Raw genomic sequence first — 18,899 nt, forward strand, 5'->3', positions numbered from 1 at the left:
GGGGGGGGGGGGGCGCGCCGGGGGGGGGGGGGCCCGCCGGGCCCCCCCCCCCCCCCCTCCGGCGCTGCTGCGCCTCTCGGCTTCTGCGCTTCTCGGCTTCTTGACTTCTTGGCTTATGCCAGGGCGAGGAACAGCTTCTCCAGCTCGGCCTCGCTCATCGGCGGGGTGTCCTCGTCGGAGGCGGCCATGCACTGGCGCATGCCGCTGGCCACGATCTTGAACCCGGCCCGGTCCAGGGCGCGCGAGACCGCCGCGAGCTGGGTGACCACGTCCTTGCAGTCACGGCCCGCCTCGATCATCGCGATCACCCCGGCCAGCTGGCCCTGGGCACGGCGCAGCCGGTTCAGGACCGCGCCGACCGACTCCTCGTCCACCTGCATGTCCGGGCCGCCTTTCGCATCGACTGTCGACTGACAACTGTACCCGGTGGGGTATCCATTCCCGGGCGGGGCGATGCGGGCGGGGGCACTGGGGTGTTCGGCGGTTCAGCGACGGTGTTCAGCCGCTTTGCTCGGCGGCTGTGCTCAGCGGCGGGCGAGGCGGCGCTCGCCACCGGCGCCGGTCTCGTACGGGAGCCCGTAGTGCGCGAACACGGTCGGTTCGTCCTCGGCGGGCAGGACGTCGTCGGTGCCGATCGACGGCGCCTGCTTGACCTGGTTCTTCGGGAACGCCACCTGGACGTAGTCCGGCCCGACGACCGCCCCGTCGAGCGGGACGAACACCAGGCGGCGCCTGGTCACCAGGCCGACCGCGACGGTGGCGAAGAACGGCTGGTCGGTGGCCGTCTCCACGTAGACGGACTCCAGCGAGCCGATGCGATGGCTCTTCTCGTCGACCACGGCGTGGCCGCGCCATTCGCGGATGTCTGCCATAGCGATCACCACAGCGTCGGACCTCCTGTTCCCCGGTCTTTCCGCTTCCGTCGCCCGACAACGGTTCGCCGCCGGGACCTCCCATCCTCCGCCGGGACGACCAGGGGCGCGCGATGGGCGACGAAAACGGACATACAGGGGTGACCTGACCAACCGCCACCAGGGCCGTGACCTGGGCTTTAGGCTGTCCGCCGAGGGAGTTGCAAGCAGATCACCCGATCGTCAACAGACGGAGGCAGCGGCCGTGGGACACGACGACCTGTGGGAGTCCGGCGAGGCCGGAACCCCGGCCGACCTGCGGCCCGACATCCCGCACCCGGCCCGGATGTACGACTACTACCTCGGGGGAAAGGACAACTTCCCCGCCGATCGGGCCGCCGCCGAGAAGGCGCTCGCCGCCAATCCGGAGTTCCGCTCCACCGCGCGGGCCAACCGGGGCTTCCTCACCCGCGCGGTGCGCTGCGTCGCCGACCTCGGCATCGACCAGTTCCTCGACGTCGGCACCGGCATCCCCACCGCCGGCAACACCCACGAGATCGCCCAGGCCGCCGATCCCGGGGCGCAGGTCGTCTACGTCGACAACGACCCGATCGTGCTCAGCCACGCCCGCGCCCTGATGTCCGGCACGGGCCCGGGGCGGACCGCCGTCCTCCAGGCCGACCTGCGCGAGCCGTCCGCCGTACTCGCCGTCGTCGAGGCCGCGGGGCTCCTCGACTTCTCCCGACCGGTCGGCCTCGTCCTGGCCGCCGTCCTGCACTTCCTGCGCGACGAGGACAAGCCCCATCAGGCGGTCGACACACTGATGGACGCGCTCCCCTCCGGCAGCCACCTCGTCCTCTCGCACGGCACTGCCGACTTCATCCCCGCCGAGGTCCGCGACCGCGTCACCGGCATCTACGACAAGGCCACCGCCCCCCTCGTCGGCCGCACCCGGGACGAGGTCCGCGCCTTCTTCGACGGCCTCGACCTCCTCGACCCCGGCATCACCACCGTCCCCCTCTGGCGCCCCGACACCGCCCCCGCCTCCGGCGCCGACCGCGTCAGCATCTACGGCGCGGTGGGTCGCAAGCCCTGACAGCTCCCCGGAACGAATATACCGACCGGTCTACAGATTCATCCCGGGGCGACGGCGGGCGCGGGTAGGCCCAGGTGGGGGTGGGTGGAGCGGCGCCGGGGGGCTGGCTGGAGTCGCTTTAGGGGGGTTAATACCACCGACCGGGGCCACCACGTGCGGTTACTGTCGTCGGGACGGCTCCGGACGGGGGCGGTCATCAGGGGCTATCGCGCAACAAGCAGCGCAGGACACATGGGGGACGAACATGGGCAGGTACCACCGTTTCGCGGGGGCTCTCGTGGTCGCCGGGCTCTCCGCCGGGGTGCTCAGCGCCTGCAACCCGATCGGGACCAACTTCACCGACGACGCCACCGTCACGGACAAGATCACCGGCATCCGCCTGGACAGCGACGCCGGGGAGGTGACCGTGCGCGGCAAGGCCGGCGCCACCCAGGCCGCCGTCCACCGCAACATCACGTACCGGAGCGGCAAGCCGGGCGCGAGCACCCGGGTGGACGGCGGCCTACTGGTGCTCGGCGGCTGCGGACGCAACTGCTCGGTGGACTACACCGTCGAGCTGCCGCCGGGGCTGCCGATCACCGGGGGGACGTCGGCGGGCGGGATCAAGCTCACCCAGGTCGGCGACGTCTCGGTGCACACCAGCTCCGGCGACATCACGCTCGACGACGTGGCCGGGCCGGTCGACGTGCGCACCGACAACGGTGAGATCAAGGGCACCTCGCTCAAGGGTGACCGGGTCAGCGCCAAGACCGACAACGGCGGGATCAAGCTCACCCCCGGCAAGGCCCAGAACATCACGGCGAAGACCTCCAACGGCGAGATCAACGTGACCGTGCCGACCGCCTCCTACCACGTCACCGCCTCGACCGACCTGGGCGAGAAGCACATCGGCGTCCAGAACGACCCGAACGGCCAGTACAAGCTGGACCTCGGGACGAACATCGGCGAGATCACCGTCAAGACGGGCTGACCGCCCCGGCCCCGCCGGGGGGCGTAGCGGGGCCGGGGGCAGGGGTGGTCAGAGACCGACCTGGACCTCGGCGCGGTGCCGGATGTACTCGTCGGGGTGCGCCCTCGCGATGGCCACCGCGGCCTCCACCAGGGCGTGCAGCCGCGACGGGTAGGCACGCGGCACCAGGGGCAGCCCGGGGAGGATGCAGCGCCGCACGTCCAGGTCCTCGTTGGCGACGAACTCCCGCAGCGCGGCCTCGTACCAGGCGTCCCGCACGGTCGACCCCTCGTCGGCGGCGGCCGTGCTGCGGCCGTCCCCGACCGACAGGGACGTCCAGTACCAGGCCCGGGCGGCGCCGGCGCGCTCGGCGTCGGTGCCGGTGTGCAGGTAGCCGAGCAGGGTCAGCCGTACCCGGCGCTGGCCGAAAGCGAGCAGGGCCGGCTCGACGAAGCGCCGGTTGAAGCTCGGGTTGGGGTCGTAGACCGCCGCCTCCAGCAGTGCCTCGAAGTACTCCTCGGGCAGGTCGGTACGCCCGGAAAGCGCCTTGTGGACCTCCCACCGGGCCGCGCTCGGGAAGTCCGCCCCGTGCGCGGCCTCAGCCCCGAGCAGGCGGAGCAAACGCGTCAACCGCAGGTCGAACTCCTGCGATCCGTCCGCCGTGCGCCCGGGCAACGGCTGGAGAATCCGCACCTCGCCTGCCGTGTCCTTGGTTTCCACGAACACCCTCCTCATCCTGAGTCATCGGCAGACTACTCGCTGATACACCAGTTCGGAGGTCGTTTTCGGGCAGGCTGGAATTCAGATCACCGACATATGGCCGGAGTTTGACGGTCGATCAGTCCTGCTACCGCCGCAAACCAGGCGAGTTGGACGGACGGATCGGCAGGCGGGCCGGCGGACGGGTCGGCGGGCGGGCCTTCGCCGGTCAGGCCGGACGGCCCGGCGGGACCAGGCCGGACTGGTAGGCGATCGCGACGAGTTGGGCCCGGTCCCGGGCGTCCAGCTTGGCCATCGCGCGGTGGACGTGGGTGCGGACGGTGAACGGGCTGACGAACATCCGCTCGGCGATCTCCTCGTTGGTGAGGCCGGTGGCGGCCATCGACATCACCTCGCGCTCGCGCGCGGTGAGCACGGACAGCCGCTCGGCGGTGCCGCCGGCCGCCGGATCGGGCTGGGCGAGGAGTTGGTCGATGACGGCCCGGGTGGCGGCGGGCGAGAGCAGGGCGTCCCCGGCGGCGACGGCGCGGACGGCCGCGAGCAGTTCCGCCGGGTCCGCGCCCTTGCCGAGGAAGCCGCCGGCGCCGGCCCGCAGCGCCTGGGCCACGTACTCGTCGATCTCGAAGGTGGTGAGGATCAGTACCCGGGTGCCGGCCAGTTCCTCGTCGCCGCAGATGGCGGCCGTCGCGCCGAGGCCGTCGGCGCCGGGCATGCGGATGTCCATCAGGACGATGTCGGGGCGGGTGGCGCGGGCGAGTTCGACGGCCTGGTGGCCGTCGGCGGCCTCGCCGACCACCTCCATGTCGTCCTCGGCGTCGATCAGCACCCGGAACGCACCGCGCAGCAGCGCCTGGTCGTCCGCGAGCAGTACCCGGATGGTCATGCGTGGTCCTTGTCTACTCGAACGGCACGGTCTTCCCGGCCGGCCCGGTCCGCCCGTACGGCACAGCCACCGCGACCGGCGCCGTCGTCCCGGGCGCCGGTGCGCAGCGGAAGTTCGGCGGTGACCAGGAAGCCGCCGTCGGGCCGGCTGTCGGCGGTGAGGCGGCCGCCGACCGCGCCGGCCCGTTCGCGCATGCCGATCAGTCCGAAGCCGCCCTCGCCGGGGGCCGGGTGGGGCAGCAGGGCCTGCCGGGGGCGGGCGCTGGTCGGCGGGCGTCCGTTGGCGACGCTGACGGCGACCCGGCTGCCGCTGTAGGCGAGGGTGATCTCGGCGCCGGCGCCCTGGGCGTGCTTGGCGACGTTGGTCAGGGACTCCTGGACGATCCGGTAGGCGGTGAGGTCCACGCCGGGCGAGAGCGCGCGAGCCTCGCCCTCGACGGTGAGCCGCACCGGCAGGCCGGTGCGTTCGAAGGCGTTGATCAGCTCGGGAAGCCGGTCGAGGCCGGGGGCCGGTTCGAGTGGCGCGGGCTCCTCGGCTCGGCGCAGCAGGCCGACGGTGGCGCGCAGCTCCTGGAGCGCGGAGCCGGTGGCGTCGGTGATGTGGCTGAGCACCTCGCGCGCCTGGGTGGGGTGGCGGTCCATGAGGTAGACGGCGATGCCGGCCTGGGCATTGGCGAGGGCGATGTGGTGGGCGACGACGTCGTGCAGGTCGCGGGCGATCCGGATCCGCTCGTCCGCGACCCGGCGGCGGGCCTCCTCCTCGCGGGTGCGTTCGGCGCGTTCGGCGCGTTCCTCGATGGCGGCGAGGTGGGCGCGGCGGTTGCGGATGGAGTCGCCGAGGGCGCCGGGCAGCAGGGCCCAGGCGAGGACACCGATCCGTTGGCCGATCGGGCCGCCGCCGTCGCCGATCAGCGACGTGCCGGTGAGCAGGACGGCGGAGGCGATCGAGGCGCGCAGGGCGGTGGCGCGGTCGGTCCGGACGGCGAGGAAGTAGAGGGCGAGCAGCAGCGGGGTGGCCAGCCCGGGGGTGAGGCGGGGGGTGGTGAGGATGAGGGCCATCGTGCAGATCAGCGTGATGACGACCACTGCCCGCGGGTGCCGGCGGTGGGCGAACACGGTGACGGCGGAGACCAGCGCGATGGTGGCGCTGAGCGGCCTGAAGGAGATGACGTGGCCGGTCTGGTCGACGGTGACGCCGATGCCGGTCATCGCGATCAGCACGGCGCCGCCGACGGCGTCGAGCAGCCGGGGGTGGTCGCGGCGCAGCCGCTGCCAGGTGTCGCTCATCGTGGTGCTCTCCGGGTCGGGGGTGCCCTGGCGGCACCCTCGCCGGGTTCTGCCAGTTCGTGCCGAACCGCGCCCTGCCGGGCGGGGTGGGCCGGGTCGGGGGCCGCCGTGTGCGTGGCGGACCCCGACAGCAACGGTAACGGTAGGGATCGAACCATTGTCCGGGCCGGGGCCCGCCCCGTGGATCGGGACGGGCCCCGGCTGGTCCGCGGGGGGTCGGCCCTAGACGCCGACGGACTCCCGGACCGGGGCCGGTTCGGGGGCGGCGGTCTGCAGCTTGCTGCCCTCGACGTCGATGTCCGGCATGAGCCGGTCCAGCCAGCGCGGCAGCCACCAGGCGTGGCGGCCGAGCAGGGCCAGGACGGCCGGGACGATGGTCATCCGGACCACGAAGGCGTCGAAGGCGACGGCCGCGGCGAGGCCCAGACCCATCATCTTGATCATCGGTTCGCCCATGCCGATGAAGCCCGCGAAGACGGCGATCATGATGAACGCGGCGGCGGTGACCACCCGGGCGTTGTGCCGGAAGCCGGTGACGATGGCCTCGTCGGGCTGCTCGCCGTGGACGAAGCCCTCGCGGATCCGGGTGACCAGGAACACCTCGTAGTCCATGGCGAGGCCGAAGACCACGCCGACCATGAAGATCGGCATCATGCTCATCACCGGGCCGGTCTGTTCGACGCCGATCAGGTTGGCCAGCCAGCCCCACTGGAAGACCGCGACGACCGCGCCGAGCGCGGCGGCCACCGAGAGCAGGAAGCCGAGCGCCGCCTTCAGCGGGACGAGCACCGAGCGGAACACCACCAGCAGCAGGACGACGGCGAGGCCGACGACCACCGCGAGGTAGGGCACCAGCGCGTCGGTGAGCTTCTGCGAGACGTCGATGTTCATCGCCGTCGTGCCGCTCACCAGGACCGTCGCCCCGGTGGCCGTCTTGAGGCCGGCGGCGTGGCCGCGGATGGCCTGGACCAGGTCCTTGGTCTCCGCGGCGCTCGGGCCGGTGGACGGGACGGCGTTCAGCAGGGCGGTGTCCCCCGCCTTGTTGAACATCGGCGGGGTGACGGAGACCACGCCGGGCAGCGCGGAGACCGTCTTGGCGACCTCGCTCGCGGCGGCCTTCGGGTCGGGCGTGCCCTTGACGTCGACCATGACGGTCAGCGGCCCGTTGAAGCCGGGGCCGAAGCCCTCGGACAGCAGGTCGTAGGCGCGGCGCTGGGTGGTGGAGGTCGGCTTCGACTCGTCCCCGGGCAGGCCGAGCCGCAGGTCGAGCGCGGGGGCGGCGAGCACCCCGAGGCCGATCACGCCGCCGAGCAGCACCGCGAGCGGGCGGCGCAGCACGAACTTGGCCCAGCGGGAGCCGCCGTTCTCCTTCTTCGGCTGGACGGCGCCCTTGCGGGCCTTGCGGGGCAGCACCCGGCGGCCGATGAAGCCGAGCAGCGCGGGGACCAGGGTGAGCGCGACCAGGACGGCGATGACCACCGTGCCGGCCGCGGCCATGCCCATCTTGGCGAGCATCGGGATGCCGACCACCGAGAGCCCGGCCAGGGCGATCACCACGGTGAGCCCGGCGAACACCACGGCGGAGCCTGCGGTGCCGACGGCCCGGCCGGCCGCCTCCTGCGGGGTGCGGCCCTCGGCGAGCTCGGCCCGGTAGCGGGAGACGATGAACACCGCGTAGTCGATGCCGACCGCGAGTCCCAGCATCATCGCCAGCGTGCTGGTGGTGGAGGACAGGCCGAGCGTGCTGCCGAGCCCGGTGATCAGGGCCATGCCGAGGCCGACCCCGATCACGGCGGTGAGCAGCGGCAGGCCCGCGGCCACGAGTGAGCCGAAGGTGATCACCAGGACGACCGCGGACAGCGCCATGCCGATCATCTCGCTGCTGCCGCCGGCCTCGGGCTTGGCCATCAACGCGTTGCCGCCGACCTCGACCTTGAGCCCGGCGTCCCGCCCGTGCTGGGCGGCCTGTTCGAGGGCGTCGGTGGCGCCCTTGGACAGCTCGCCCGCCTTCACGGAGTAGCTGACGGTCGCGTACGCGGTGGTGCCGTCCTTGGAGACGGTGTTGGCCTTGAACGGGCTGACCGCGCCGGAGACCTCGTCGGCGTGGGCGAGCTCGGCGACCGTCCGCTCCACCGCCTGCTGGTTGGGCTCGGCGGTGATCTTCTGCCCGGACGGGGCGACGAACACCAGGCGGGCCGAGGCGCCGTCGGCGTGGCCGCCGGGGAAGCGCTCGTTCATCAGGTCGAAGGCCTTCTGCGCCTCCGTACCGGGCATCGCGAAGCCGTCGTCGGGTGCGGCGGGCGCCTTGGCCGCCAGGACTCCGCAGACCGCCAGCACGGCCACCCAGAGCAGGGTCACCAGCCGGCGTCGGACGAAGGCCCAGCGGCCCAGGCGGTACAGGAACGTGGCCACGGAAGAGTGGACTCCTTCGGATCTCGGTCAGAGTGCGCACCGCGGCCGCCCCGGCGCCTTTCGGCGCGGACCGCCCGCAGCATGACCCATCCTTGACGGCCGGCCCCTCCTCCGTCGTCGTCCCTGCGCAGGCCGTTTGCGTACTGCGGACGCAGTACGGCCCCTCCCCGGACGGCGGAAGCGCATCAGCTGTGGTGGGAGCGGTCGGGCGCACTCCCGGCGGTGGCGACGGGGCGGTGGCGGGGCAGCGGCAGGGCGGCGACGGGGCCGGGCGTCGTCACCCGGGCGGGCGGCGACGACGGGCCGCGGCCCGGCGGGCGAAGTAGCGTGATGTGCCGGGACCGACACTTTTCGTACGGTTCGGACCCATCTGACCCGATCGGTGCTGACCCCAGCCCGCCGCCGGAGGTGCCCATGGGCGTTCCAGCCGCCCGCATCGTGTTCGACGAATCCGACCGCGCGGCCGTCGCCGAGGCGGTGATGGAGATGCTCACCACGGGCGCCCTCACCCTGGGCCCGTGGACCGAGCGCTTGGAGCAGGCCTTCGCCGCCGAGCACGGCGCCTCGCACGCCGTCGCGGTGAGCAGCGGCACCGCGGCGCTGGAGGTGATCCTGCGCACGGTCGACGTCCGGGGCCGCGACGTCGTCGTACCGGCCGTCACCTTCTACGCGACCGCCGGCGCCGTCCTGCACGCCGGCGGGCGCCCGGTGATCGCCGACGTCGACCCGGCCACCCTGGCGCTCTCCCCCGAGACGCTGGAGGCGGCCCTCACCCCGGATACCGCAGCCGTCGTACTCGTCCACATCGGCGGACTGATCACCCCCCGGGTCGAGGAGCTGCGCGCGCTCTGCGACCGGCACGGCGTCCCGCTGGTCGAGGACGCCGCACACGCCCACGGCAGCAGCCTCGACGGGCGCTGCGCCGGGACGTTCGGCCTGGCCGGGGCCTTCTCGTTCTACCCGACCAAGGTCACCACCAGCGGCGAGGGCGGCCTGATCCTCACCGAGTCGCCCGAGCTGCGCGACGAGGCCCGCACCTACCGCGACCAGGGCAAGGGCTCCTTCACCACCAACCACCACGTCCGGCTCGGCCACGCCTGGCGGATGAGCGAGCTCGGCGCGGCCGTCGGCGCCGTGCACCTGCGCCGGCTCAAGGAGTTCATCGAGACCCGCCGGGCCGTCGCCCGCCGCTACGACGAGGCGCTGGCCGGGCTCGACGGCCTGGAGCCGGTGCTCGAACCGTCCGGCTGCCGCGGCAACTACTACAAGTACGTGGCGCTGCTGCCGCCCGGGGTGGAGCGCGCCGCGTTCAAGCGGGCGGTCGCCGAGGAGTACGGCGTGCGGCTTTCCGGCGAGGTGTACGACCTGCCGCTGCACCTGCAACCCGTCCTCGCCCCCTACCGGCGCGGGCCGCTGCCGGTCGCCGAGGACGTCTGCGCGCGGCAGGTGTGCCTGCCGGTGCACTCCGACATGACCGGGGACGAGACGGAGCAGGTCATCGAGGCCGTCTCGGCGGTGCACCGGAGACTCGCCGGATAGCCGGGGCGGGGTCGACCCAACCAGGCGGGCGCGCCGAGGCGCTCGACACGGAGTGCGAGAAGGCGCTCGACACGGAGCCCGACAAGGAGAGAGATCGTGCGGATAGCCGTCACCGGGGGATGCGGATTCATCGGGTCACACGTCGTGGACCACCTGATCGCGGCCGGCCACGACGTCCTCGCGGTGGACACGACCGACAAGTACCTCAACCCCGACGCCGAACACGCCCGGCTCGACATCCTCGACCTCGCGGCCCTCACCTCCGCGTTGGCCGGCAGTGAAGTGGTGTACCACCTCGCCGCGATGGCCGACGTCGAACAGGTCTCCGCCGACCCGGTGCGGGCCGTGCGGACCAACATCGACGGCACCGAGGCCGTCCTGGAGGCCGCCCGGCGCAGCGGACTGAGCCGCACCGTGCTGGCGAGCACCGTCTGGGTCTACGGCGCCGCTCTCACCGACGAGCAACTCGACGGCGGAGAGCAGGAGTTGGACGAGCACGTGCCGATCGAACTGGAACACAGCGGCCACCTCTACGTGGCCACCAAGCTCGCCGCCGAGATGCTGGTGCACAGCTACCGCGAGCTGTACGGGCAGCACTTCACCATCCTGCGCTACGGCATCCCGTACGGGCCCCGGATGCGCGACGAGCTGGTCGTCGCCCGGTTCGTCCAGGCCGCGCTCACCGGGCGGCCGATCACCATCGCCGGCGACGGGCGGCAGAGCCGCAACTTCGTCTACGTCGAGGACCTCGCCGACGCCCACGTCCGGGCCCTGTCCCCCGCCGCCGAGGACCGGACCTTCGCCCTGGAGGGCTCCACCGCCGTCTCGGTGCGCGACATCGCCGACACCGTCGACGACCTGCTGGGGCCGGTCTCGATCGAGCACATCGACGGCCGCAAGGCCGACTACACCGGGCGGCGGATCTCCTGCGCCCAGGCCAAGCGCCTGCTCGGCTGGTCTCCGCACACCAACTTCGCGGACGGCGTGCGGAGTTACGCCGACTGGTACCGGGCCGCCGCAGCCGCCTCCGCCGCCTCCTGAGCGGGCCGCCCGATGCCGCACGCCCTGCTCGTCTCCGGCTCCCTAGGCCAGGGCCACGACGTGATGGCCCAGGCCTGCGCCGACACCCTGCGGGCCCGCGGCTGGACCACCCACACGGTCGACGCGATGGCCCTGCTCGGGCAGCGCTCCGGCGCCGCCGGGGAGGCCGTGTTCCGGCGGCTGCTCGACCTGCCCGGCGTGTACGACGCCTTCCACTTCTCGGCGTTGCGGCCCGGCGCCCGGCTCGCGCTGCTCGCCGACGCGGCCGCCCGCAGCCGGCTCGTCCCGGCGCTGCGCCAACTGGTCGCGGCGCAGCGGCCGCAGCTGGTGGTCTCCGTGTTCGCCACCGCCACCTCGGCCGTCAACCGGCTGCCGCGACGGGACTTCCGGCACTTCGTGTTCTGCACCGACGTGACGCCGCACCGGCTCTGGGTGCAGGAGGGCACCGACCTCTTCCTGGTCACCTCCGAGGTCGCCGCCTGCGCCGTGCGCCGCTACCGGCCGGACGCCGCCGTCACCGTCCTGCCCGCTCCGCTGCGGGAACCGTTCTACCGGCCGCCCGGCCGGGCCGAGGCGCGCGCCGAACTGGGCGTCCCGGCGGGCGGGCGGTGCGTGCTGCTGATGTCCGGCGCCTGGGGGCTCGGGCCGCTCGCCCGCACCGCCGCCTCGCTCGCCGCCGCCGGTCCGCACGTGCTCGCCGTCGCCGGGCGCAACCGGGAACTCGAACGGCGGCTGCGGGCCGCCGCCCGCCGGGAGCCGCGCCTGCACCCCTTCGGCCACACCGACCGGATCCCCGCCCTGATGGCCGCCGCCGACCTCGTCGTCACCAGCTCCGGCGACACCTGCAGCGAGGCCCGCGCCCTCGGGCGGCGGCTGCTGCTGCTCGACGTCGTCCAGGGCCACGGCCGCGACAACCTCCAGCACGAGCTGGAACTCGGCCACGCCGACGTCGCCTCCGCGCACCCCGCCGAGGTGGTCCGCAACGCCCTCGCCGCCCTCGCCCGCCCAGCGCCCACCCCCTCCCCCGGCGCCACCCCGGAGCGCTGGCGCACCGGGTTCACCGCGGCCCTGGCACAGGTGGGGCTGGCGTAGCCAAGGGCCGGGGCAAGCAGTGCGGGAGCCGCATCGGGTGCCCGGGAAACCGCCGTCGGGGCGGGGCTTCGCCGTCCGCCCGGCGCTCGGCGGCGGGCGCGATGCCGTCAGCCGCGGGCGGCCCCCGGGACGGCGTGGTCGCGGAGCGGGCCGAGGGTGAGGGAGTGGGCGCGGCAGTGGGCGGCGATCAGCGGAAGGGCGGCGAGGGTGGCCCGCCAGGAGTCGGGGGCGGAGGTGCAGTCGGAGTCGTGCAGGAGGAGGGTCGCGCCGCCGGTGAGGCCGGGGCGGGCGGTCGCGTAGACGGAGGCCCCGGTCGCCTCCGCCGTCCAGTCCCGGCCCCAGGCCGTCCACAGCACCGGGCGCAGGCCCAGCCGCCGGGCGGCCAGGGCCGGGCCCGCCGTCAGCACCCCGTACGGCGGGCGGTACCAGTGCGGGCGCACCCCGCACAGCGCGGTCACCGCCTCGGTCGCGTGGCGCAGTTCGCGCAGGTCACGGGCCGGGGCCGGGTACCACTGCGGCCGGTGGTGCCAGCCGTGGACGGCCACCTCGTGGCCGCGCAGCACCAGCTCCCGGCCGAGGGCGGGGGCGCGCTCCAGCATCGAGCCCAGCAGGAAGAAGGTGGCCCGGACACCGCCCAGCGCGTCCAGCGCGTCCAGGATCTCCGGGGTGCTGCGCGGGTCGGGGCCGTCGTCGAAGGTCAGGGCGACGTGGTGCGGGTCGGCGCCGAGGCCGGCGGTTCGACGGGCCAGCGTGCGGCGCAGTGCCGGGAGGCGCACCGCCGCCGGGGCCAGGTGCGCGAACTCCGCCGCGGCCGCGGCGGCGGCCGCCGTCGCGAGCACCCGGGTGGCGGTGTTCACCGGGCTCACCCGAAGCGGGAGGCCATGCGCCGGAACACGCCCGGCGCCACGCCGTGGATCCGGGCCGGGAAGCCGAGCCAGTGCGGCACGAAGAGCCGGTCACGCCCGGTGGTGATGGTCGCGACCACGGTGTCGGCGACCCGCTCCGCCGGCACGGGCCGTGGCCGCTCCCGCTGGTAGGGCGTGCCGCGCCGGTCGAAGAACGGGGTGTCCACCGGACCCGGCAGCACCAGGCGCACCCCCACCCCGGTGCCGCGCAGCTCGTACCAGAGGCTCTCCGCGAACATCGCCAGCCCGCCCTTGGTCGCCGCGTACCCCGACTCGTCGCGCACGCCGACCTGGCCGGCCATCGAGCCGAGCAGCACGATCCGGCCCCGGCGGCGCTCCAGCATGCCCGGCAGGAGCAGGCGGACCAGCCGCAGCGGGGCGGCGAAGTTGACCTCGATCATCCGGTCCAGGACGTCCGAGGGGGTGTCCGCGAACGGTCCGCGCCACCCCAGGCCCGCACTGGCGACCAGCGCGTCCACCCGGCCGGCCTCCGCGAGGGCCGCCTCCGCGAGCCGGCTCGGGCCGTCCGGCTTGCTCAGGTCCTCGGGCAGGACGCGGCCGCCGGTCCGGGCGGCGACCTCGTCCAGGCGGGCGCCGTCCGTACCGGACAGCAGGGTCCGCCAGCCGGCGTCGGCCAGGCGGACGGCCGTGGCCAGGCCGATGCCGGAGGACGCGCCGGTGACGAGCACGACCGGAGGGTCGGCGGGCCCCGGCCGTCGGGGGCCCGGCTGGGCTTCGTCCGCCATCGCGCACCTGCCGCTCCGTGGGCGTGTCACCGTCCGATTTGTCCGGCAAGTCACCTTCGCACGGCGGCGCCACCCGGGCTACCGGGGCGGGACGGCCGGCTCCGCGTCCGCCTCCGGGCCCGGGCCCGGTTCAGGGTCCCGGTCCGCCGAGCCCGGCCGCGCGGCGGCCACCTCCGCGGACTGCCCCTCCAACTCCCCGAACCTGGACAGCAGGAAGGTGCCGCCCACCGCCACCGCGAAGCCCGCCAGCGCGCACCACTCGAACCCCGGACGCGCCGCGTCGCCTAGCGCCGCCACGCCCACCAGCGCCGGGCCGAAGGTCTCGGCGACCGTCCCGGCGGCGGTCGCGGCCGTGACCGTGCCGCGCTGAAGCGCCAGCGCGTACGCCAGGTAGCCGCCGAGGCCGCCCACCGCGAGCGCGTACGCCGCCGGGTCGGTGAGGACGGTGACCAGGCTCGACGCGTCCATCACCCGCACCGCCAGGCTCGTCACCCCGAACCCCACCCCCGCCAGCAGCCCCAGCCCGGCCGCCGCCACGGTACCGGCCCGGCGCACCAGGACGAGGGTCAGCAGCAGCATCACGGCGGTCGTCGCGAGCAGCGCCCAGTGGAACAGCGGCGGGGCGTGCTCCCGGCCCTCCCGGCCCGACCCCGACGCCAGCAGCGTCAGGCCGACCACCACGGCGACGATTCCCGTCACGTCCCCCCGGCGCAGCCGCGCCCCGAGCAGCCGGACGGCGGCGAGCGCCGTCACGGCCAGGCTCGCGTTGGTGACGGCCTGCACGAGGAACAGGGGCAGGCTGCGCAGCGCCACGATGCTCAGCGCGAAACCGACGATGTCCAGCACCGTGCCGAGCAGAAACTCCCACGACCGCGCCAGCGCGGCCAGCAGCCCCGCCCGCACCCGGTCCGCCTGCGGCGCCGACCGCGCCCCGCGCGCCTGGAACACCGCCCCGAACCCGAAGCAGACGGTCGCGACCAAGGCGGTGGTGAGTCCCAGCAGCATGCCTCTCCCAGCCTCACGGGCAGCATCGATCCACCACCAGTCTGTCCCCGGGACGGCGGGGCCGCACGGGTGGAGGGGGTTGGGTGGCGACCGGGCGGGGGCGACCGGGCGGGCGGGGTCAGGGCTTGAGCGCCACGGCCGCGTAGGCGGCGGCGTCGGGGGCGGTGGCCGGCGGGTCGGTGGGGGTGGGCCGCCAGTGGGGGGTGGGGACGGTACCGGGGGCGATGAGGCTCCAGCCGTCGAAGAAGCGGGTGAACTCGGGGAGCGTGCGGGCCTGGGCGGCGGTGCCGGCGGATTCGTAGATCCGGACCAGGCCGGCGATCTCGGTCGGGGCGAAGTCGGGGGTGACATGGGTCATCACCAGGGCGCTGCCGGGGGCGAGGGCCGCTTTGAGGTGCTCGACGAGCTCGTGGGCGCCACGGGTGTCGGGGACGAAGTGCAGGAGGGCGTTGAGGGAGAGCGCGACGGGCCGGGTGAGGTCGATGGTGTCGCGCAGGCCGGGCGAGGCGAGGAGGCGGGCGGGGTCGGTGACGTCGGCCTCGACGTAGGCGGTGCGGCCTTCGGGGGTGCCGGTGAGCAGCGCCTGGGCGTGTGAGAGCACGATCGGGTCGTTGTCGGCGTAGACGACGCGGGCGCACGGTTCGACGCTCTGGGCGACCTCGTGGAGGTTGGGCGGGGTGGGGATGCCGGTGCCGATGTCGAGGAACTGGTCGATGCCGGCCCGGGCGAGGGCGCGGGTGGAACGGTGGACGAAGGACCGGTTGGCGCGGGCGGCGACGCGCAGCCAGGGTGCGACCGCGAGGGCGTGCCCGGCGGCCTCGCGGTCGGCGGCGAAGTTGGTGAAGCCGCCGAGGTAGTAGTCGTACATCCGGGCCGAGTGCGGCATGTTGAGCCGCAGGTCGACTCCGTCGTAGAGGCTCATCGCGTTCCCCCTCGGCGTCGCGGACACCTGTCGATTGGTGCCCACCGTATCCGGAGGTCGAGCGCGGACCGCCGCGCTCCAACCAGTCGGGCGATCCCATGGGATGACGATCTGTATTCGGGATGCGGCCTGGAGTGACGAGCCGGATGGACTGAGGATGGGCGCAGACAGCCCGAACCTCGAGTGGCCCGCCGAGCTGCCGGCGGCCACGGAAAGCAGGCTCGATGACGATCGACAGGGACGCCCCCGTGCGCGGGTACCGGGGAGGGCCGACGCTGGAGCGCGCCGACGGCGCGGAGTCGGACCGGGAGGCCGGTGGCGACCTCGGCCTGCGGCTGGACCTCACCTACGCGTCGTTCTGCGAGACCCATGAACCCGCTTGGCGCGCTCTCGCGTTGACCAGGATAGGCGGCCAGGCGGACGCCGCACTGGTGGTCGAGGCCGTGAAGGCGGACCTGGCCCGCTGCTGGCCTCAGGTGCTGCGGTTCGAGGAGCCGGCCGCGTACGCCTGGCGGTTGGCGAACCGGCACGTCTCGGACTGGATGTCCGCCGAGGAACCGGTGGCGGTGGAGGCCGTCACCTTCGCCGCGGTGATCGGCGCGTTCAAGCAGGTCGCGAACGGGCTGCTGCACAGCGAGGCGGACGAGGTGCGGCTGTACGCGGCGATCCTCGAACTCCCGGACCGACAACGGGATGTGATCATCCTGCGGTACCTGCTGGGCCTGCACGTCAAGGTGATCGCGGCCTACCTGGGGCGGCCGGTGGCGACGGTGCACTCCAACCTGCGGCACGCGCGGGAGCGACTGGCGCGCCGGCTCGGCGTGGGCGAACTGCCCGACCGCTCGGGTGAACCGGCCGACCGAGCGGGTGAACTGCCGGACCACGCGGGTCAGCTGTGACGCCCGGGCAGGAAGCGGACCCGCCCGACGGGGCGGGCACGAGCGACAGGACGGGTACGAGCGGCGAGGCGGGTACGAGCGGCGGGGGGCGTGCGGTGGTCCACGTGCCCCGGCCGGAGCGCGCGCACGCCGAGCGCATCGCAGCACTGCGCCAGGCCCGGCTCACGGCCGCGCCGACACACCTGCCGTCGGAGTTCGAGCAGGCCGCCTTCGAACTGGGCCTGGTGGTGGCCCTGGTACTGGGCGCACCGGACGCCTCCCGGGGGCTCGACCTCCTGGTGAACGCCCGCCGGATCCAACCCGAGGGCGCGGAGGTGTTCGCCGCGCTGCTCTACGCGACCGGGAGGGAGGAGGGCGCCGAGTTCTGGTGGCGCTTCGCCGCCGGATCGGGCTGCGGCACGGCGGCGTACTGCCTGCACCTGCACCATCTGAAGCTCGGCGAGAACGACGACGCCGACTACTGGCGGGCCTGGTCGGACCAGCTGGTTGCGGCCGGACGCCCCTCCGGGCCGATGCCGTTGCGGATGACCAGGCCGCTACTGCCGGACGACGTGCGGCGCGACATCCTGTCCCGGGTCCACCACGGGCTGGCGCCGCAACTGCCGCCGCGGCTGGTCGCGGTGATCGACCGGCTGCCGTTGCAGGGCGACGAGGACGAGGAGGAGGTGCCGAGCCCGTGGGGGCTCACCTCGGGGGCGACCTCGGCGTGTTCGTGGGATGTCCGGTGGGACGGCGAGGACCCGTTGGAGTGAGCCCGCCCGCGCCTGCCCGTGCTCCCCCGTTCAGGTGAGCACCGCCTGCCGGGCGGCGATGTCCGGGTCGCGGCCGCCGCCGGAGGTGACGGCCTCCGCCCCGGAGCCGGTGTGCCGGACGACGTAGTGGTGCGGCGCCATCGCCGTGTCGCGGCCGGGCAGAGCGGCGACCACCGCGTGGTGGGCGACGGCCGGGGTGAGTTCGCGGTCCGCGCTGGTCAGCCTGGCGGTCAGCCTTCCCTCGTCCAGCGCCAGCTCGATCTCCGCCCGCGCGCCGAGGGCGGCCTCCAGCAGGTCGCGAACGGCGGCCAGGTCGATCCAGGAGCCGTCGACCAGGTGCCACTCCCCGCTCCGGTCGGGGGTCGGCACGCCGCCGACGCCGGGCAGGGCGTCGAGCGGCACGGGCCCGCGGGCGGCGGCGGCCAGGACGGCGAGCAGCGCCCGCGCGAACCGGTCGGTCTCGTCCGGGTCCAGCACCTGCGGGCAGCTGATCAGGGCGAAGTCGAGGCTGCCGCTGATCCGCAGGATGGTGAACATCAGCCGGACCGGCAGCTGTGGGGCGGGCAGCCGGGTCAGTTCGGGGTCGGCGGTCGCGGCGGGTTGGGCGTCGGCGACGGCGGCGGGGATGGTCAGGCTCAGGTCGTTGACCACGACGTGGCGGGGGAACCGGCTGCCGCGCAGGTGGGCGCAGTCCTCGATGAGCCGCCAGACCTGTTCGGCGTCCAGGGTGCTGTGCCAGTAGGCGCTCAGCGAGGCCGCCTTGGCCCGGCCGATCAGCTGGTCGAGGTCGGCAGTCCCGGTGTCGAGCAGGATCAGGGCGTCCTGCGCCAGGGTGCCGACGTGGTCGACCAGGGCGGCGCGCTGACGGTTCGCGGAGAGCGCCGAGAGCGCCAGCCCGGTGCGGCCCGACCGGTGCGCGACGAGCGCGGCGAAGGCGGCGAGCAGGACGACGGACGGGCTCGCACCGGTGCGGCGGCAGACGGCGGCGAGGTCCTCGGCGGCGGTGCGGGAGCGGACCAGGACGGCGGAGAGGTCGTGCGGGGGGCCGGTGATCCGCGCGTCGGCGAACACGACCTGCGGGCCGGCGGCGAGGCTGCGGGCCCAGTACCGCAGGGCGGCGGCCGACTTGCGGCGGCCCTGCGCGCTCCGTTCCGCGTCCGCGATCCGCAGCGGGGTCGGGGCGGTGACCGGCGGGAGGTCCTTGCCGGCGGCGAGGTCCAGCCAGTCCTGGATCAGCAGCACGGTGGCGGCGCCGTCGGCCCCCGCGTGGCAGACCACCGCGACCAGCCGCAGCAGTCGCTCCCCGTCCGTGACGAGGGTGAAGCGCAGCCGCGGGGCGGCCGCCAGGTCGAACGGAACGGCGACGTCGGCCCGACCCAACTCAGCTGCGAGCGCGTCCAGTTGGGGGTCACTGCGGTCGCCCGCCTCGATCACGGTGACGGTGAACCGGCCTTCCGGGTGCACCACCTGGCGCTCCGGGAAGCCGTCCGCGCCGGGGCCGGCGGGGAAGGAGGTGCGCAGCGACTCGTGCCGTTCGACGAGTCGGCGCAGGGCGGCCAGCCCGGCCGACACCGAGGTGCCGTCCGGGACGGGCCAGAGCGAATCCTTGTTGATCTGCTCGGGGGCATCGCGCCCGATGCACCGGATCATGTTGTCCTGGCCGAGCGTGAGCGGCCCCGAATCGACAGCCGCACCACCGGCCGAGTCGTCGGCCGAGGCCGCGTACCGGACCTCGATCCGTCTACTGGTCTGTGTCTCGCCGTACGGGGTCACGTCGTACGCGCCTTTCGGCTCGCCGGGG

The 18,899-nt window shown here is 74.3% G+C and carries 18 protein-coding genes; 7 read left to right on the forward strand and 11 right to left on the reverse strand.

Annotated features, from left to right (window positions below):
* Positions 1 to 113: 113 nt before the first annotated feature.
* A complete protein-coding gene (locus ACIOGZ_RS05325; protein ID WP_363582589.1) occupies positions 114 to 380 on the reverse strand; it encodes a metal-sensitive transcriptional regulator in 267 nt (88 codons plus the stop codon).
* Between the two features lie 144 nt (positions 381 to 524).
* Entirely contained in the window at positions 525 to 872 is a 348-nt protein-coding gene (locus tag ACIOGZ_RS05330; RefSeq protein WP_400805768.1) for a PRC-barrel domain-containing protein, read from the reverse strand.
* A gap of 244 nt (positions 873 to 1,116) precedes the next feature.
* Between ACIOGZ_RS05330 and ACIOGZ_RS05335 the strand changes: the two genes are divergently transcribed.
* Together ACIOGZ_RS05335 and ACIOGZ_RS05340 are read left to right on the forward strand one after the other, a co-directional pair.
* Positions 1,117 to 1,947, forward strand: coding sequence for an SAM-dependent methyltransferase (locus ACIOGZ_RS05335; RefSeq protein WP_363582587.1), 831 nt, complete (start codon positions 1,117 to 1,119; stop codon positions 1,945 to 1,947).
* 244 nt (positions 1,948 to 2,191) lie between these two features.
* Entirely contained in the window at positions 2,192 to 2,917 is a 726-nt protein-coding gene (locus ACIOGZ_RS05340; RefSeq protein WP_363582585.1) for a DUF4097 family beta strand repeat-containing protein, read from the forward strand.
* 48 nt (positions 2,918 to 2,965) lie between these two features.
* Here the strand turns inward: ACIOGZ_RS05340 and ACIOGZ_RS05345 are convergent, their stop codons facing one another.
* The 4 genes from ACIOGZ_RS05345 to ACIOGZ_RS05360 all read right to left on the reverse strand — a co-directional run bounded on the left by ACIOGZ_RS05345 (position 2,966) and on the right by ACIOGZ_RS05360 (position 8,197).
* The gene (locus ACIOGZ_RS05345; RefSeq protein ID WP_363582583.1) at positions 2,966 to 3,616 is read right to left on the reverse strand and encodes a hypothetical protein; all 651 of its coding nucleotides are present in this window, start codon (positions 3,614 to 3,616) and stop codon (positions 2,966 to 2,968) included.
* 208 nt (positions 3,617 to 3,824) lie between these two features.
* Positions 3,825 to 4,499 (reverse strand): response regulator transcription factor, encoded by a 675-nt coding sequence (locus tag ACIOGZ_RS05350; RefSeq protein WP_363582581.1) that lies wholly within the window; start codon positions 4,497 to 4,499, stop codon positions 3,825 to 3,827.
* Positions 4,496 to 5,785: a histidine kinase gene (locus tag ACIOGZ_RS05355; RefSeq protein ID WP_363582579.1), complete on the reverse strand. Its 1,290-nt coding sequence runs from the start codon at positions 5,783 to 5,785 to the stop codon at positions 4,496 to 4,498. The genes ACIOGZ_RS05350 and ACIOGZ_RS05355 overlap by 4 nt, the downstream gene beginning before the upstream one ends.
* 222 nt (positions 5,786 to 6,007) lie before the next feature.
* A complete protein-coding gene (locus ACIOGZ_RS05360; RefSeq protein WP_363582577.1) occupies positions 6,008 to 8,197 on the reverse strand; it encodes an MMPL family transporter in 2,190 nt (729 codons plus the stop codon).
* 414 nt (positions 8,198 to 8,611) lie between these two features.
* On the opposite strand from ACIOGZ_RS05360, the gene ACIOGZ_RS05365 reads away from it, so the two are divergent.
* The 3 genes from ACIOGZ_RS05365 to ACIOGZ_RS05375 all read left to right on the forward strand — a co-directional run bounded on the left by ACIOGZ_RS05365 (position 8,612) and on the right by ACIOGZ_RS05375 (position 11,869).
* Complete coding sequence (locus ACIOGZ_RS05365) at positions 8,612 to 9,736, forward strand: DegT/DnrJ/EryC1/StrS family aminotransferase (RefSeq protein ID WP_363582575.1); 1,125 nt, start codon at positions 8,612 to 8,614, stop codon at positions 9,734 to 9,736.
* 96 nt (positions 9,737 to 9,832) lie between these two features.
* A complete protein-coding gene (locus ACIOGZ_RS05370) occupies positions 9,833 to 10,777 on the forward strand; it encodes an NAD-dependent epimerase/dehydratase family protein (protein WP_363582573.1) in 945 nt (314 codons plus the stop codon).
* A 12-nt stretch (positions 10,778 to 10,789) separates the two neighbouring features.
* On the forward strand, positions 10,790 to 11,869 hold the full coding sequence (locus ACIOGZ_RS05375; RefSeq protein WP_400984965.1) for a hypothetical protein: 1,080 nt from the start codon (positions 10,790 to 10,792) through the stop codon (positions 11,867 to 11,869).
* Between the two features lie 107 nt (positions 11,870 to 11,976).
* On the opposite strand, the gene ACIOGZ_RS05380 is transcribed toward ACIOGZ_RS05375, so the two are convergent.
* From ACIOGZ_RS05380 to ACIOGZ_RS05395, 4 genes are all read right to left on the reverse strand, one after another.
* A complete protein-coding gene (locus ACIOGZ_RS05380; protein ID WP_400984967.1) occupies positions 11,977 to 12,726 on the reverse strand; it encodes a polysaccharide deacetylase family protein in 750 nt (249 codons plus the stop codon).
* A 5-nt stretch (positions 12,727 to 12,731) separates the two neighbouring features.
* The gene (locus ACIOGZ_RS05385; protein ID WP_244293554.1) at positions 12,732 to 13,463 is read right to left on the reverse strand and encodes an SDR family oxidoreductase; all 732 of its coding nucleotides are present in this window, start codon (positions 13,461 to 13,463) and stop codon (positions 12,732 to 12,734) included.
* A gap of 135 nt (positions 13,464 to 13,598) precedes the next feature.
* A complete protein-coding gene (locus tag ACIOGZ_RS05390) occupies positions 13,599 to 14,525 on the reverse strand; it encodes a hypothetical protein (protein WP_400984968.1) in 927 nt (308 codons plus the stop codon).
* Between the two features lie 118 nt (positions 14,526 to 14,643).
* Entirely contained in the window at positions 14,644 to 15,447 is an 804-nt protein-coding gene (locus tag ACIOGZ_RS05395; protein ID WP_400805788.1) for an SAM-dependent methyltransferase, read from the reverse strand.
* A 224-nt stretch (positions 15,448 to 15,671) separates the two neighbouring features.
* Between ACIOGZ_RS05395 and ACIOGZ_RS05400 the strand changes: the two genes are divergently transcribed.
* Entirely contained in the window at positions 15,672 to 16,346 is a 675-nt protein-coding gene (locus ACIOGZ_RS05400) for an RNA polymerase sigma factor (RefSeq protein WP_400984970.1), read from the forward strand.
* Positions 16,347 to 16,441: 95 nt separating this feature from the next.
* Positions 16,442 to 17,098 carry a hypothetical protein gene (locus ACIOGZ_RS05405; RefSeq protein WP_400984972.1) on the forward strand — a complete coding sequence of 219 codons (657 nt, stop codon included), beginning with the start codon at positions 16,442 to 16,444 and terminating at the stop codon, positions 17,096 to 17,098.
* A 30-nt stretch (positions 17,099 to 17,128) separates the two neighbouring features.
* Here ACIOGZ_RS05405 and ACIOGZ_RS05410 read toward each other — a convergent pair whose 3' ends face one another.
* Positions 17,129 to 18,871 carry a condensation domain-containing protein gene (locus tag ACIOGZ_RS05410; protein WP_400984973.1) on the reverse strand — a complete coding sequence of 581 codons (1,743 nt, stop codon included), beginning with the start codon at positions 18,869 to 18,871 and terminating at the stop codon, positions 17,129 to 17,131.
* Between the last annotated feature and the right edge of the window lie 28 nt (positions 18,872 to 18,899).

The sequence above is a fragment of the Kitasatospora sp. NPDC088160 genome (assembly GCF_044741445.1).
Lineage (GTDB): Bacteria > Actinomycetota > Actinomycetes > Streptomycetales > Streptomycetaceae > Kitasatospora.

Coding starts and splice junctions, on each gene's coding strand:
- ACIOGZ_RS05340 (WP_363582585.1), top strand. CDS start 2,192: ATGGGCAGGTACCACCGTTTCGCGGGGGCTCTCGTGGTCGCCGGGCTC.
- ACIOGZ_RS05375 (WP_400984965.1), top strand. CDS start 10,790: ATGCCGCACGCCCTGCTCGTCTCCGGCTCCCTAGGCCAGGGCCACGAC.
- ACIOGZ_RS05390 (WP_400984968.1), bottom strand. CDS start 14,525: ATGCTGCTGGGACTCACCACCGCCTTGGTCGCGACCGTCTGCTTCGGG.
- ACIOGZ_RS05325 (WP_363582589.1), bottom strand. CDS start 380: ATGCAGGTGGACGAGGAGTCGGTCGGCGCGGTCCTGAACCGGCTGCGC.
- ACIOGZ_RS05400 (WP_400984970.1), top strand. CDS start 15,672: ATGACGATCGACAGGGACGCCCCCGTGCGCGGGTACCGGGGAGGGCCG.
- ACIOGZ_RS05330 (WP_400805768.1), bottom strand. CDS start 872: ATGGCAGACATCCGCGAATGGCGCGGCCACGCCGTGGTCGACGAGAAG.
- ACIOGZ_RS05350 (WP_363582581.1), bottom strand. CDS start 4,499: ATGACCATCCGGGTACTGCTCGCGGACGACCAGGCGCTGCTGCGCGGT.
- ACIOGZ_RS05355 (WP_363582579.1), bottom strand. CDS start 5,785: ATGAGCGACACCTGGCAGCGGCTGCGCCGCGACCACCCCCGGCTGCTC.
- ACIOGZ_RS05365 (WP_363582575.1), top strand. CDS start 8,612: ATGGGCGTTCCAGCCGCCCGCATCGTGTTCGACGAATCCGACCGCGCG.
- ACIOGZ_RS05395 (WP_400805788.1), bottom strand. CDS start 15,447: ATGAGCCTCTACGACGGAGTCGACCTGCGGCTCAACATGCCGCACTCG.